The sequence below is a fragment of the Enterococcus sp. AZ020 genome (assembly GCF_050499205.1).
Lineage (GTDB): Bacteria > Bacillota > Bacilli > Lactobacillales > Enterococcaceae > Enterococcus_L > Enterococcus_L dunnyi.
The window spans coordinates 3,207,965-3,223,536 of the sequence record NZ_JBIPAT010000001.1; the positions used below are offsets into that span (position 1 = coordinate 3,207,965).

The following is a 15,572-nucleotide window of genomic DNA, read 5'->3' on the forward strand; positions in this document are numbered from 1 at the left end:
AAAATGACACAATTTAGAATTAATATACTGGGTGAATATAATGACTGGTGCGAAATTTATAAAGATAATATTTTAATTCACAATGGCTCATTGATAGGAATTTTAAGTAAAGTAGAAAATAAGATTTTTTTAAGGATAAATTATGGAACACCAGACTACTTTTATTCTGAGATTAAGTATTTAGGAAATAATATAATTTCAGTTCCGCGACAACCTGATTTATTGAATAGTCAATATAGATACCAGCCATTAATTTTTAATACTCAAGAATTTGAAGCATTTATTGATACTGTTTATTTTGACAAAGAATTGTTAAAGGAACTATCGGAAGTCTCTAAAGAAGACTTGATTAACATGTGGTTATTATCAAATCCAAATAGAGGTAATTATTCAGACATTCTTGAACTGGAACAAAGTACATTAAAGAATATATTGTTTTTTTCAGACGATTGTTTTGATGTATCTAATTTGAAAAAAGTGATTGATTCTTCTAGCACAGTAATTAGTCAAATTTGTGGTAACTTAGAGCCTGTAATCATTTATATGGACAGCGATAAAGGAATGTATGAATGGAGTGGTTTGGTAAAAATAGAAGATAAAATTCTCTTGAGATTGGATGATTATTACTTTATAAATAGTTAGAAAATAGTACGTTTTACTATTTACAGATATCATGGACGTGGAATTCGTTTGAATATGGACGGCTCTTTTAAAGGATTTATTGATCAAATTGATTTAAAAGGCTACAAGCAGCTTTAAATATTTGTCTCATTATCTCAGATACAGCTATTAGTCAAAATTGTTTTAAATAATAATGGTCTTCTAGGTGTTTAAATTTATAAAATATTGTAAAGCTAAGTAATGTTCTAAAGTAGAACTTACTCAGCTTTTTTTAGTATATAATAGGTTTAAATAGTCTAACGTTGAGAAGCAAGACGAATATGAAAAAAAGCGACTGAGTATCAACGAATTACTCCACGAAAAAGAGAGTTATAGTAGCAAAAATATCTGAAGTCGATACGTAATCCCATCAGTAACCATAATAAATTTAAGTAACTTTCTGGAAATCAAGAAAGGAGAAAACAATATGATAAAAAGCATGATGCCTGATATCATTGACTTCATAAAAACAGAAGCACTAGCTAAAAAAATGACCAGTGAAGAAATCGCCAATCATTTTGGTTATGATAAATATCATTTCAGCAGAAAATTCAAAGAAATAAATGGATTCAGCATTGCAGAATATATATCAAGTTTGAAAATAGAAAAGGCAGTTACTGCGATCGATCAACCAAAAAAAATGATTGAACTGCAAGATATTTCAGATTTTGAGAGCAGTAGCAGTTTTACGAATACCTTTAAAAAATTCACTGGAAGTGCTCCTAAAAAATATAAAAATGAAATGACTGAATTATTCTCTGAGGTAAAAAGTTTCGAAAGCAGCAATGAATATCATGCAGTGGAATATTATGAAAAGCAAGATACATCCTATTGTAGTGTAACGATCGAAGTGCCCGAAAATTTTGAAAAAGGATTGTTTTTTATCGGATTATTCCGCACACCGATCCCAAATCATAAACCGATATCTGGGATCGCTACTAAAAGAACCAAATTGAATGTGTTGAAGAACGTGCCAGATGGTGAATATTATTTACTGGTGTGCGCTATTGATCGCTCAACCAATATTTTTTCTTACTTTAATTTGCAAAACTGCTTGAGGGGAAGAGTAATGGAAAAATTATCTTTTCCCGCATGCTCTGGGGAGCATTATACAGTAAAACTAAGACCGCCTATACCGGAAGATCCTCCCATTTTACTAAGTGTAGCAAAGCTTTTAATATCGAGTTTGAAAAACACAATCTAGAACAATATTAATAGTGGAAGCCATAGTAAAATATAGTTGAGATGGATTTGAAAGTACACTAAACTTTTAGGGTAAAATCTCAAATAAAAAATGGAGGTAAGTCGATATGAAAAGTTTCGTATCTATATTAGAAATTCCGGTACTAGAAGTTTCAAGAGCCATTGATTTTTATCAATCGAGTTTGGGTATTGAAATTGAATACTTAGAATTTCCAGAGTTGAAAATGGGGTTATTCCCAACAGAAGGACAACAGCTTGTAGTTGTATTAATGCAAGGAGAGGACTATACACCTTCATCAAATGGTGTGACAAGCTATCTTGATGGTGGAGATGATCTTCAGGTTATACTGGATAAAATTGAGAAGAGCGGCGGCACGATCGTGGTTCCAAAAACGCCTCATGCTGATGAAATTGGTTATTTTGCATTGTTTATTGATACTGAAGGGAACAAATTAGGGTTACATTCGCCGAATTGATTTAATTTAGTTGAGATCGAGTAGGTAATAAGATCATAAAAATTGCTCTCTTTTTGAACACTTGAGGGATATAAGTAAACTATCATGTTAATGAAAAAAGATTGCTTAACGCTAGGCAATTATAGAAAAATAATTTGGCACAGAACAGTGGTTTTGAGGGAATCAAAACTGCTGTTCTTTATATAGAACGGCACAAGATCAATTAGACATTTCGAGTTCTGTAATTTACTGAATCGGACGATAGATTTACTATTTAAGATAAATGATAGCTAGTCAACGTTGCATCGTTACAAAAAATACCTAGCAAAATGCAAATAATTAAATTCTAGCTATTTGATTGACCGCTCGTTATAATCATACTATACAGATCTTGAAGGTGAGGGATGTTCATGGAGTTTCAGCAAAGAGTGATCAATCAAGAGTATCGTTTGACTGATTTAGAAGACGAGCTTGTAGCCTATATCGCTAAAAATAAAGCGAGTGTTTCCAAAATGAAGATCATAGAGCTTGCTTCTCTTTTTTTCACTGTTCCAAATACGATCACTAGGTTGTGCCATAAGCTAGGTTACTCTGGGTATTCTGAGTTGAAAAATGAGCTGAAACGAGAAAGTGAACAGCCGTCAGATAACTCATTCAAGCAGAAAGAACTGTTACTTAAAAATTTTGAACTCATTGATTTTGAGCGAGAAAAGCGTGTCGTGCAATTATTCAAAGCTGCAAAACGGATCAATTTTTTTGCGATTGGTCAAACCGCCTATGCAGCAAAGATCGTCGTTGATAATTTTTATGCAATAGATGATAAGGCGTTTTTCTATACATATGCGAATGAGTTAAGGCACAAGATCCAGCATGCAACAGAGGAAGTTTTTTTCTTTATTAGTCTTTCAGGAGAGAAGGAGCAAATACTAGAATTAGCAAAATTGGCGCATGAGCATCAACATAAGGTAATATCTCTGACAGGTTTAAGCAGCAATTCTTTAGCGAGATTAGCGGACATCAGTTTATTTTGTTATTCGCCTGAAGTGATCAGGAATCATTACAATATCACAGACAAAACACCGCTGCTGGTCATTATGAACAGTCTTTTTGAAACCTATATCGATTCGTGAGATCAATGGACGTGTAAAATTACACATAAACCTCTTTCAAAAGAATGAAAGGGGTTTATTTTTCTTAAAAATCAAAGTTCTGAGCCTAAATAGTGCTAAAGTTTAGCCATAAGGAGGAGGAAAGAATATGAATCTAGCACACGCAACGTCAGAAGCACTTATTTTTTTAGAAGCATCCTTTAAAACACGTGAAGAAGTTTTTGGATTTATGACGCAAAAACTCTATGAACAAGGGAAGGTATCAGATCCTAAGCAATTTTTAGCAGCAGTTCAAGCTAGAGAAGCATTGTCGGTGACGGGGTTTGAAAATGGGCTGGCGATTCCACATGGAAAATCTTCAGCAGTCAAGGAAGCGTCGTTTGCGATACTGAGATTGAAGGAGCCGTTAGCAGATTATCCTAGTTTGGATCCTACGAATCAAGTATCGTTGATCTTTATGTTGGCAATTCCGGAGGCAGAAGCAGGCAGCACTCATTTAGATATTCTTGCAAAGCTAGCAGGTCGACTTTCTGATCATGATTATTTAGAACGATTTAAGCGTGCAGTAACTGCTTCTGAGATGTTGACTTTACTGGATGAATCAGACGAAGTTACAACGGTTTCTCAAGGGGACAAAGGATTGATCTTAGGAATCACAGCTTGTGCTGCAGGCATCGCACATACTTATATGGCTGCTGAGGCGATCACCAAAGCAGCGAACCGACTTGGCTATCAGGCTAGGGTCGAGAAGCAAGGTGCGAAAGGAATGGAAGATCGGATCACAGCAAAAGAAGTCAATGAGGCAGTGGGAATTATTTTGGCTCATGACGTGTCTCTTAAAGGAATGGAGCGCTTTGCGAAGCTTCCTAAAGTCGATACCACAGTGGCAGAGCCGATCAAACATCCTGATGAAGTCGTTCAGCGACTATTGGATAAGGCAGAGAATTATGTACCTAGTGGAGATGATGTGGCAGATTTTGACGATACTGATGAACAAGAGAAATCGATTGGTCAGCAGATAAAAGATGCAATTTTAACAGGAATTTCCTATATTATTCCGATCATCATTGCAGGCGGAATGATTTCAACGGTTGCAGTGTTGATCACTCAATTATTTGGGTTGCAGGAGATGGCTGCAGCTGAAGGTAGTTGGCTGTTTTTACTAAAAGGGCTTGGTGGCGGATTATTGGGAAGCTTGATGATTCCTGTATTGGCAGGGTATATGGCGTATTCGATTGCCGATAAACCAGGCTTGACCCCAGGTTTCGCTGGTGGTTTAGCTGCGATGACGATCAATAGTGGATTTCTTGGCGGGATGTTGGCCGGTTTACTGGCTGGTTTCTTGATGAACTGGATGAAGAAAAATATTCAGGCTAAAGGTGTTTTTTCAGGCTTTGTGACTTTTTGGGTTTATCCAGTGATCGGTTCACTGGTTGTTGGTGTGGTCATGCTTTTTCTTATCGGAAAACCAGTTGCAGCAATCAATAATGGATTGATTGGTTGGTTAGATACTTTGCAAGGAACGAATGCGTTATTGCTGGGCGCTGTATTAGGAGCGATGGTGTCATTCGATTTGGGTGGACCTGTCAATAAAGCTGCTTATGCATTTTGTATTGCGGCGATGTCAAATGGTAATTTTATTCCTTATTGTACATTTGCTTCGGTTAAAATGGTTTCTGCATTTTCTTTATCCGCAGCGTGCTTATTGAAGAAAAATTTATTTACTGAACAAGAAAGAGAAATCGGCAATCAAACATGGTTATTAGGCTTAGCGGGAATTACTGAAGGAGCGATCCCGTTTGCGATGGGCGATCCGATTCGAGTGATTGGTTCATTTATTGGAGGCTCTATCATCACTGGGGCGATCGTTGCTTATACGGGACTTGGTTTGAATGTTCCAGGAGCAGGGATTTTCTCGATGTTTTTACTGGAAGGTGACTATAGCAGTGTAATGGGTGCGTTCATTTGGTTAGGTGCAGCAATTTTAGGTGCGGCGGTTTCTACTATTTTATTGATTGTAACAAGACAACATAAATTGCGAAAACAAGCAAATAGATAAGGTGAGAAAATTTATGAAGAATGTACACATTGTGCCCCATATGCATTGGGATCGAGAATGGTATTTTTCAACAGAGGAATCTAGAATTTTATTAGTGAATAATATGGCAGAAATTTTAGAGATGTTAGAAAATGATCCAGAATATCCCTATTACGTATTAGACGGACAAACAGCTGTTTTAGAAGACTATTTTGCAGTTTGCCCAGATCAAAAAGAGCGGGTCAAAAAGCTTGTTCAAGCTGGAAAACTGATCATTGGTCCATGGTATAGCCAAACAGACGAACTAGTTGTAGGCGGAGAATCGATCGTCAGGAATCTACTCTATGGCATCAAGGACAGCAAAAAATTGGGTGATCCAATGATGATCGGCTATCTACCGGATTCGTTTGGTCAAAGCGGGCAGATGCCGCAAATTTTAAATGGATTCAATATTCAACGAGCGATTTTTTGGCGGGGGATTTCTGAACGTCATGGCACAGACAAAACCGAATTTTATTGGGAGGGAAATGACGGTTCTGAGGTTCTGACCCAACTATTTCCATTAGGATATGCTATCGGAAAGTATCTTCCGGAAGATAAAAATGCTTTGAAAGAACGAATGGACAAGTATTTTAGCGTTCTTGATCATGGGGCAACAAGTAATGAAGAAATTATTCCAAATGGTCACGATCAAATGCCGATTCAAAAGAATATTTTCCAAGTGATTCAAACGCTTGAAGAATTATATCCCGAAAGAAAATTTTTCCTTAGCCGCTATGAGAATGTGTTTGATATTTTAGAGAAGAAGACGGACTTACCAACGGTCAAAGGGGAATTTATTGATGGGAAATATAGTCGTGTTCATCGAAGTATTTTTTCGACAAGAATGGATATCAAGGCAGCGAATGCGCGCATTGAAAACAAGCTTACGAACAGTTTAGAACCACTAGCAGCGATTGCTTATTCACTAGGGCACGAATATCATCATGGATTGATCGAAGGAATCTGGAAAGAGATCATGAAAAATCATGCACATGATAGTATCGGCTGCTGTTGTTCGGATAAAGTGCACTTTGAAATCATGGCACGTTTTATCAATGCTGAGGAACGTACGGATCGTCTGATCGAATTTTATCAACGAAAAATTTCAGAGAGTACGCCTGATAAAGAGGACTCAGAAAAACTGATATTGTTTAATCTATTGCCTTATGAAAGAACTGAAGTTGTAACAACGGAGATTATTTCCAAACGTTCAGCTCTTCATTTAGTGAATGATCGAGGGGAAAATCTTCCTTTTGAGATCATTCAGCAAGAAATAATCGATCCAGGATTGATCGACCGACAGATCGTACATTACGGGAACTATGAACCATTTATTAAATATACGATTTGCTTTGAAAAAAAATTACCAGCAATGGGCTATGAAGTAGTGTATATAGAAACAGCAGAAAGTCTTCCAAAATCGGAATTGACTGAAAAAGAATTTATAGATACGGAGTATTTCAAGATTTTCGGTAATCCTAATGGCACAATAACAGTTCTTGATAAACGAAATAATCAGGAATATAAAGATATTCTTGCAGTGGAAGATATAGCGGATGATGGTGATGAGTATGATTTTTCACCCTTAGAAAATGATCGACCTCGTCTATCAAAAGATGAAGTCACAGCAAATATCTCTTATGAGCATAGTTTATTTGCAAGCTCGATGCATATTTCTTATGAGTGGTCATTAGCGAAAAATCTCGAAGAACGCAAAAGTGGAAAGGCGACAGGGAAAATCGGGCTGGAACTTACCATTCAAGCGATAGAAAATCAGCCAATTCTCCAGCTGTCTGTTCAAGTAAATAATCAATGTGAAGATCATCGGATGCGTCTATTATTGCCGACAGAAATTGCTTCGAGTTTTTCGATCGCAGACAATCAATTTGGAACAGTTGAACGATCAGTGATCGATGAAGCGATGGCGTTTTGGCAAAAAGAAGAGTGGGATGAACGTCCGGATGCGATCTATCCATTTTTGACGAACGTTTCATTAACAAATAGTGAGCGAACAGTCTCCGTTTTAACAAATAGCTCAAGAGAGTATGAAGTCATCGGTGAACACTATGATTGCTTAGCGATCACATTGTTTAGAAGCGTTGGTGTGTTGGGGAAAGAAAATTTAGTGCGTCGTCCAGGAAGACCCTCAGGAATCAAACTGGCGACTCCTGATTCGCAAATGTTGAAAACAATTAAGTTAGAGTTTGCGCTTTTATTTTCGAATGAACCGATCGAAATAGCGAATCCAGCAAAATACGCTAAAGAATACCTAACACCAATTTTAGCCTATAATCAGATGGGGTATAATGCAATGAAACTGAACTCTTCAATGTTACAGGTGCCAACAAGTTATTCGCTGTTCCGTCAAGAAAATGATACACTTATTTTAAGTGTAGTCAAAAAAGCAGAAGAGGGCTCGCACCTTTTAGCGAGATTTTTCAATCCAGCTAAAGATGATCAAAGTTTAAGGTTAAAAGATGTTCAAGCACCAGCTCATTATCAACTAAACGAGGAGCTCATCTTGGAAAATGATTCTGAACAAATCGGTGCAAATAAAGTAGTGACAGTCAGCATCAAAAAATAAATGAGTATCTGAACAGCTAATATAGCTGTTCAGTTTCTTTGCAGAAGAGGGTGAAAAAATGAAAATTGTGACGGCGATCGATTCAATGAAAGGCTCCTTAACGAGCAAGCAAGCGAATCAAATTGTGGCAGAAGTTTTTAGAGATGAAAAATTAGAGGTCACAGAAGTTGCAATTGCTGATGGCGGGGAAGGAACGGTAGAGGCTTTTGTAACAAATGCTAATGGGGAAGTAATATCAGTTAAGTGTCATAATTTATTAGGCGATGAAATAACAGCTGACTATGGTTGGCTGAAAGAAGAAAAAACGGCTGTGATCGAATCTGCAGCGACTTGCGGGATCCAATTTTTAAAGGGGACATCTGGAACACATCCCCACAATACCAATTCTTATGGCTTGGGCGAACAAATTCTTTCTGCAGCACAAAAAGGAGCCAAGCGAATCATTATTGGCTTAGGCGGAACAGGAACGATCGATGGCGGAATCGGTTTATTAGCCTGTCTAGGCGTTGAATTTTTCGACAAGCAAAATCAATTGGTTTCACCGATTCCTCGTAATTTCAAAAAAATCACCAGAGTAGAAACCCCAAAAATGCCAATGATGTTAAAAGAGCTTGAAATCATCGTTGCTGCAGATGTAAAAAGTACGATTACAGGTGAAAAAGGAGCAGTCTATTTATTTGGAGAGCAAAAAGGGCTACAAAGCAATGAGCTAGCTGCTTTTGAAGAAGAGATGACACATTATAGTAAATTATTATTGGAAGGAGCAGAGTCACAAGAAGGTGATGGCGCAGCTGGTGGGATTGGATTAGCTCTTCGGACGATCCTGCAGGCAAAAGTGGTATCTGGTTTGGACCTGATCGCTGAACAGTCTCATTTACCAGAAATAATCCAACAAGCCGATCTGGTTATTACAGGTGAAGGAAAAATCGATAGCCAAAGTTTACAGGGAAAAGTCCCAGTAGGTATCGGGGCAATGGCGCAAAAGCATCAAGTTCCCGTTCTCGTATTTGTAGGTGCGATGCAAGGAGAATCTGACGAATTTGAAAAAGCAGGACTATCAGTGATCATTCCGATCGTAAACGAGGTATCAACTTTGACTGAAGCGCTTATGTATGCTGAACAAAATCTGCGTCAGGCAGCAGAAAGAACGAAAAAACTTCTTTTTCTATTAACATAGTTTATTTGGTTTAAGATTAGAAGAGAATATATTTTTTCATTTTAAGGGGACAATAAAGGAGCAATACGCATAGCGTATTGCTCCTTTATTGTAAAATTGCCGGAAAATCTGGTTTTTGCTATCACTTGTTAAGAAGTAGAGTCCGAGACAAAGCTGTTTTCTAGTGTTTGTCTCGAACTTTTTTTGTAACCACTATATTTTTCTATTTTCGAAAGCTCATTAGACGATAAAAACCTTTAGAAATCAAGGGTCTAAAAATTATAGCCTCAAAATAAAGAAAAACATTTACAAAAAATAGAAAATAATGTAAAATTACACCATAAATATAAAGAAGGTGAAAAAATGTTCCGATTAGAAGCATTGAAAGGAAAATTGATCGTGTCTTGTCAAGCGTTGGAGAATGAACCCCTGCATAGCTCGTTTATAATGGGAAGAATGGCGCTAGCTGCTGAAGAAGGTGGTGCAAAGGGAATCAGAGCCAATTCAGTAACTGATATCAATGAGATCAAAAAACAAACAGAGTTGCCAGTAATCGGTATTATCAAGCGGGATTATGATGATTCAGATGTGTATATTACGCCAACAATGAAAGAAGTTGACGAGCTATTGACGACTTCAGTAGAAATCATTGCTTTAGATGCAACGAAGCAAACAAGACCGGATAATGAAAAAGCAAGTGATTTAGTCGAACGGATCCATCGATCAGGGAGATTAGCAATGGCAGATATCTCCACATTGTCAGAAGCATTGCAAGCGGAGAAGGATGGATTTGATCTAGTGTCAACAACATTGGCTGGATATACATCTTATTCTAGAAAAACGGACACGCCTGATTTTGATCTACTTAAAGAGATCGTTCAGCAAGTTGATGTACCAGTAATTATGGAAGGGCATACAGATGCTCCAGAACAAGTGACTAAAGCACTTGAGTTAGGTGCATTTTCTGTTGTGGTTGGCTCGATCATCACAAGACCGCAATTGATCACAAAGCGTTATGTTGAAGCAGCAGATAAGGCAGTGGATGGAAAATGATGAAAGATAAATTATTGGTTTGTGACCTTGATGGCACATTGCTAGATGCGAATGGAGCAATTGATGAAGTTAGTTTAGAAAAAATAAAACAGTTTTGTGAAGACGGTGGACATTTTGTTGTTTGCACAGGCAGGATGGATACAGACATTCGCTATATCGAAGACAAGCTAGGCTTCAAAAGTGAATATCGAATTAGCCAAAATGGAGCTGTGATTTATGACAAAAGTGAACAATTGTACTATGAAACGATCCCCAAAAAATACATCATTACTTTAAACAGGATTATTTTTGGTATGGGACTACGTACGGAAGTATCTAATGTTACAAACCGTCTTTTTCCTAGTCCGAGAGATCCTAAAGATATTGCGGAGTTTGTTGATTCATCGATCATTATTGAGAATCTGGAGAATTTTGTTCTGGAACAAGAAAAAAATCCAACGATCTATCTTACGTTTGGAGAAAAGCAACAATTTCAGGAAATTCGTGAAAAGGTCGAAGAGGAGTTAGGAGAAGATGCTGTCAACATTGTCATGACTAGTCCCAATTCATTAGAAATCTTTTCAAAAAAAGTATCGAAAGGACAAGCGGTGGAACGAATCATTCAGCAATTGCAATTAGAACGTGAAAATGTTTATACTGCGGGAGATGCTGAAAGTGATGTGTCCATGTTTCATGTGACACCAAATTCTTATGCTGTCCAACAGGCAGAGGCGGCAATAAGAGAGCAGGCTGATTTTTACGCAGAGAATGTTGGAGTGATCATTGACGAAATGTATAAAGGAAGGTGAAAAAAATGCTGAAAATCGTTTATATTCCTTTAGATGAGCGACCGTGCAATGCAGATTATCCGCTGAATGCAGCAGCAGTTTCTAAAGAGATACAGTGTACGATGTTGCCAAAAGAAAGGATGGGAAATAAAAAGAAGTCGGGTGATCTTGATGCTATTTGGCGATTTATTGATGAAGCGGCAAAAAATAGTGATGCAGCCGTTATATCAACAGAAATGGTTCTTTATGGAGGGTTGCTTGCTTCCAGATTACATGAGTTAAAAGAAGCTGCATTGCTAACGTATGAGAAAAGAATACGATCGTTAAAGAAAACGAATCCTCGATTAAAAATTTATGCGTCCAATTTGATCATGAGAACACCAAAATATAATAGTTCAGATGAGGAACCGGAGTATTATGAAGAATACGGTGAACGAATTTTTCGCTATGGCTGGCTGTTGGACAAAAAAACTAGGGAATTTTTAGATGCAGATGAAAATTTGGAGCTTGAGCATCTGAAACAAGAGATCCCAAAGGCAATCATCAAGGATTATGAAGATCGTCGTTCGTTCAACGTTCACGTAAATCTTTTAAATATTCGACTTGTGGAAGAAGGCGTGATCGATTTTCTTGTGATCCCGCAAGATGATTCAGCAGCTTACGGCTATACTGCAATGGATCAAAAGAAGGTTTATCATGCCATTGATGAAAAAAACTTAAAAGATCAAATCATGGTTTATCCAGGGGCAGATGAAGTTGGTTTTACTTTATTAGCTAGAGCCTATAATCAGTATAAAAATAAAATACCTACTGTGTACGTTCAATTTTCTTCAACACTAGGTCCTGAAATCGTTCCGCTATACGAAGATCGAATCATCAATGAAAGTCTAAAAGCTCACATAATGGCTGCGGGGATGAGATTGACGAAAAATCAGGACTCTGCTGATTATTATTTAGCGTATAATACTCCAGGAAAAGTAATGCAGGAATCATGGGATCAGCTTGAAAATAAAGACGTCACTTATGACTCGTATCGTCATCTTTTGACTTTTGTTGATGAGATTGCTTGTGCGGCAAATTCGGGGAAAATTATTGGAATATGTGATAGCGCATACGCAAATGGCGGAGATCGTGAATTGCTTCAACTTTTAGATAAACAGGGATTAGTCAATCAACTTTCTGTTTACAAGGCATGGAATACAAATTGTAATTCCTTAGGTAGTGCATTAGGGGCGTTGGCGATGATCGATGAGCAGGTCGATCATTCACAACTTATGAATAATTTGTATTCAAGTCTATTTGAAGATATCTTGTATCAAGCACTCATTCGTATGGACGTCACTGAGAATTTTTTACCTCAGATCGATGCAAACTATTTTGATTTGAAAGATCAAGTTGAAGTGGTACTAATGAAAGTCGAGAGTGCAATGAATCATTTAGAAAAACGTTATTTAAAGAAATCTCTTAAAGGAAAGCAGATTGAATTTACAGAAATGTCTTCACCTTGGAATCGAATGTTTGAAATAAACTGTCAAGTAAGAGTGACGGAGGGAGAATAAAATGAAATCAAACGTAGTTGAAAAAATGTTGGTCGTTGCAAATAAGTTTTCTAGTCAGAGGCATATTGCGGCGATTCGAGATGGTTTTGTGGCCTTGATACCAGTTACGATCATTGCTTCTTTTTGGGTGTTGATCAATAATCTCGTATTGAGTCCATCCAACGGTTTGTTGAAACATTTTAGCGGTGCTGCTCGTTGGATGGACTTAGGGAATCAAATTTATAATTCTTCATTAGGAATTTTAGCGATTTTGATTGCTGCGACGATTGGTTATAAATTAGCGATCAGCTACCAAGAAGAAGGGCTGTTTGGTGCGGTGATGGGTGTGATAGCTTTCTTCCTTGTCTTGCCTGCTCAAAATATTGTTACAGATAGTAACGGAGAAACCTTTACAGCCACAGCATTCACACAAGCGCAGACAAGTGCGACGGGAATGTTTTTGGCCATCGTTGCAACCTTGGTTTCTGTCACCCTTCTTTCAAAATTTTCAAAAATGAATGCGCTGAAAATTAGAATGCATGAGAGTGTTCCGCCATCGATTGCAAAGTCATTCAATGTACTGATTCCAGCCTTTTTAGTTACAACGATCATAGGACTTGTAGAAGTAATGATCGTTTGGTTCGCTCATACGGATATCCCAACGATCATTACGAAATTTTTCCAAGCGCCATTGGTTGCGTCTTTTCAATCGATCGGTGGACTGTTGGTTTATGTTTTTCTAAGTAACCTTTTATGGGCTTTTGGGTTACATGGGACGTTTATTTTAGGTTCGATCGGGGAACCAATCATGATGACTGCGATCCAGGAAAATATGGACGCATTGAAAAACAATACAGAATTACCGAACATCGTCACTAAACCATTTCTAGATGCTTTCGGCTGGATGGGCGGAGGAGGAATGTTGATTTGTCTAGTTATCGCTATTTTTATAGGCTCTAAACGTTCAGATTATCGTTCAATTACTAAAGTTGGTGTGATTCCTTCCTTATTCAATGTTAGTGAACCGCTGATGTTTGGGATACCGGTCGTTTTCAATCCTTTGCTAGGCATTCCGTTAGTGATTGTTCCGATGGTCACTACAGGGCTCGCTTATTTTGCGACAAGCATTGGTTTGATCGCTAAAACTTCTGTGTTGATTCCTTGGACCACACCGCCGATTCTTTCAGGCTATTTGGCTACGAATGGTGATTGGCGCGCAGCACTGTTACAAATTGTTTTATTGATCATCGGCGTCTTGATTTATCTACCATTCGTTTTCATGACAAACAAAGAAAGTGCTTGATCATTAAAAAAAGTGAAACCAAACTAAAAATCAGCGTTTGCTTCAGTTTCTTTCCTCTTTTGGAGATTTGAATCGAGTTTGATATAATCAAGCTATAAAGAGGAGGACGTAATATGGATTTATTAGCAATGATCAGCAGCTTTTTTCCATCGTTAAGTAAGTCTGAGAAGAAAGTTGCTCAATTGATTTTAAGTAATCCTGATGAAATAGAACATTTATCGATCAATGAAATTTCTGCAATGGCAAGTGTGGGTGAAAGCACGGTTGTTCGTTTTGCTAGAAAAATCGGTTTTTCTGGATTTCAAGATTTGAAGCTGGCTTTAGCTAAATATCAAGCAACTGTCATCAAAAAGGATAGTAGAGAAAGTGATGGTGAGAAGGGAATCATCTATCAACAATATGTCGATAGTTTAGCTGAAACGATGGGCTTTTTAAAAGAGGATCAAATTCAAAAAGCTGTTACTTCTATCCATGAGGCGAGACGTATTTATATATTTGCTGTGGGAAATTCAGGTCTTGTCGGAATGAACTTAAGTAATCGCTTGAAGCGTTTAGGAAAATGGGTCGAGTTTGTTCAAGATGGGCAACTACAAAGTATTTATGCAACGATGATGACAAAAGATGATTTAGCATTTGCTATCAGTACCTCTGGTAATACGAATGAAGTGATCATCAATGTGGAGATGGCTAAATCTCATGGATGTAAGTCTATTTCATTAACAAACTATCTTGGCTCTAAACTAACTGAAATCAGCGATCTAGTCTTAATTGGATCATCTAAAGAATATATTTCGGATGCGGGTTCATTTGCGGCGATGGTCAACCAAATGTTCATTATCGATGTATTGGCTAAAGAATTAGTCAAGCTTGCTCCTGATCATTATCATGAGCTACGTATGAAGCGTAATGAAGCGTTGATGAATCGCATAAATTAAACGGTTGGACTTGTCATATTTAAAAAAGAGGGAAAGCTTATCAAAAAATAAGTTTTCCCTCTTTTTAAATTAAAAACAAAATGATTTATTACTGAGTCTCATTGACTGTCACCTTATATTCATAAACAATGTCGTCCTCGGAGATCAACTGTTCAATTTTGTTAGGATCACTTTTGACTTTTTTGATAAGCTCTTCATTATCTGTAAAAATGCTATATCCTAACGAAGTGCCTTTTTTAGTGTTTGATTGGATGTTAGGGATAAAGCTAGAAAAATTCTTTTCGGTATTGGAGCTAGTGGAGTTAAAAAGTGAAGTTTCATTCGCAAAGGTTAAACGTTCATGTAAATCTGAACCTTTGTTATAGATGACTAATAATAGATTATTTTGTATCGTACTTGAAACTTGTTCATTTTTATTATTTGGAAAGTGTAAAAAGTCTTGGAATTCATTATTTTTTGAAGGAGTGCTTAAAACTCTTTTTCTTGATAATACTGCATAGATAGAAGTGTTTGAAGAATTCGTGAGTGTAAAGTATGTTGGAGTTTTTGCTCCTTCAGAGATTAGAGCAGTATTCAATGCTTGAGCTTCTTTTGGTAACGCATTCATTTCAACCTGATGAACGACAACGTTTTCTGATTGCTTATTCTGATAGGTGAAATACAAGGTAAGGGCAATTGCAATTATCAGCATAGAAGTTAGTAAAACAAACGATTTCTTTTTCATTAAAA

13 protein-coding genes are annotated in these 15,572 nt (G+C 37.2%); 12 read left to right on the forward strand and 1 reads right to left on the reverse strand.

Annotated elements, in window-relative coordinates; all coding sequences use genetic code 11:
* Positions 1–3: 3 nt before the first annotated feature.
* From IGI58_RS15400 to IGI58_RS15455, 12 genes are all read left to right on the forward strand, one after another.
* On the forward strand, positions 4–642 hold the full coding sequence (locus tag IGI58_RS15400; RefSeq protein WP_429952701.1) for a hypothetical protein: 639 nt from the start codon (positions 4–6) through the stop codon (positions 640–642).
* 445 nt (positions 643–1,087) lie between these two features.
* Positions 1,088–1,864, forward strand: a complete 777-nt coding sequence (locus tag IGI58_RS15405; RefSeq protein WP_429952699.1) for a helix-turn-helix domain-containing protein — start codon at positions 1,088–1,090, stop codon at positions 1,862–1,864.
* A gap of 106 nt (positions 1,865–1,970) precedes the next feature.
* Positions 1,971–2,339: a VOC family protein gene (locus tag IGI58_RS15410; protein WP_429952697.1), complete on the forward strand. Its 369-nt coding sequence runs from the start codon at positions 1,971–1,973 to the stop codon at positions 2,337–2,339.
* A 389-nt stretch (positions 2,340–2,728) separates the two neighbouring features.
* Complete coding sequence (locus IGI58_RS15415) at positions 2,729–3,448, forward strand: MurR/RpiR family transcriptional regulator (RefSeq protein ID WP_429952696.1); 720 nt, start codon at positions 2,729–2,731, stop codon at positions 3,446–3,448.
* Positions 3,449–3,575: 127 nt separating this feature from the next.
* Positions 3,576–5,486, forward strand: a complete 1,911-nt coding sequence (mngA, locus tag IGI58_RS15420) for a PTS 2-O-a-mannosyl-D-glycerate transporter subunit IIABC (RefSeq protein ID WP_429952695.1) — start codon at positions 3,576–3,578, stop codon at positions 5,484–5,486.
* Between the two features lie 13 nt (positions 5,487–5,499).
* The gene (gene mngB / locus IGI58_RS15425) at positions 5,500–8,091 is read left to right on the forward strand and encodes a mannosylglycerate hydrolase (protein WP_429952694.1); all 2,592 of its coding nucleotides are present in this window, start codon (positions 5,500–5,502) and stop codon (positions 8,089–8,091) included.
* A gap of 58 nt (positions 8,092–8,149) precedes the next feature.
* On the forward strand, positions 8,150–9,268 hold the full coding sequence (locus tag IGI58_RS15430; RefSeq protein WP_429952693.1) for a glycerate kinase family protein: 1,119 nt from the start codon (positions 8,150–8,152) through the stop codon (positions 9,266–9,268).
* 342 nt (positions 9,269–9,610) lie between these two features.
* Entirely contained in the window at positions 9,611–10,300 is a 690-nt protein-coding gene (locus IGI58_RS15435) for an N-acetylmannosamine-6-phosphate 2-epimerase (protein ID WP_429952692.1), read from the forward strand.
* Positions 10,300–11,088 (forward strand): Cof-type HAD-IIB family hydrolase, encoded by a 789-nt coding sequence (locus tag IGI58_RS15440; RefSeq protein ID WP_429952691.1) that lies wholly within the window; start codon positions 10,300–10,302, stop codon positions 11,086–11,088. The genes IGI58_RS15435 and IGI58_RS15440 overlap by 1 nt, the downstream gene beginning before the upstream one ends.
* A 5-nt stretch (positions 11,089–11,093) precedes the next feature.
* Positions 11,094–12,626, forward strand: coding sequence for a DUF4127 family protein (locus IGI58_RS15445; RefSeq protein ID WP_429952690.1), 1,533 nt, complete (start codon positions 11,094–11,096; stop codon positions 12,624–12,626).
* Between the two features lies 1 nt (position 12,627).
* Positions 12,628–13,908, forward strand: coding sequence for a PTS sugar transporter subunit IIC (locus tag IGI58_RS15450; protein ID WP_429952689.1), 1,281 nt, complete (start codon positions 12,628–12,630; stop codon positions 13,906–13,908).
* A gap of 113 nt (positions 13,909–14,021) precedes the next feature.
* Positions 14,022–14,843 (forward strand): MurR/RpiR family transcriptional regulator, encoded by an 822-nt coding sequence (locus IGI58_RS15455; protein WP_429952688.1) that lies wholly within the window; start codon positions 14,022–14,024, stop codon positions 14,841–14,843.
* Positions 14,844–14,931: 88 nt separating this feature from the next.
* Here the strand turns inward: IGI58_RS15455 and IGI58_RS15460 are convergent, their stop codons facing one another.
* Positions 14,932–15,567: a hypothetical protein gene (locus IGI58_RS15460; RefSeq protein ID WP_429952687.1), complete on the reverse strand. Its 636-nt coding sequence runs from the start codon at positions 15,565–15,567 to the stop codon at positions 14,932–14,934.
* Positions 15,568–15,572 lie beyond the last annotated feature (5 nt).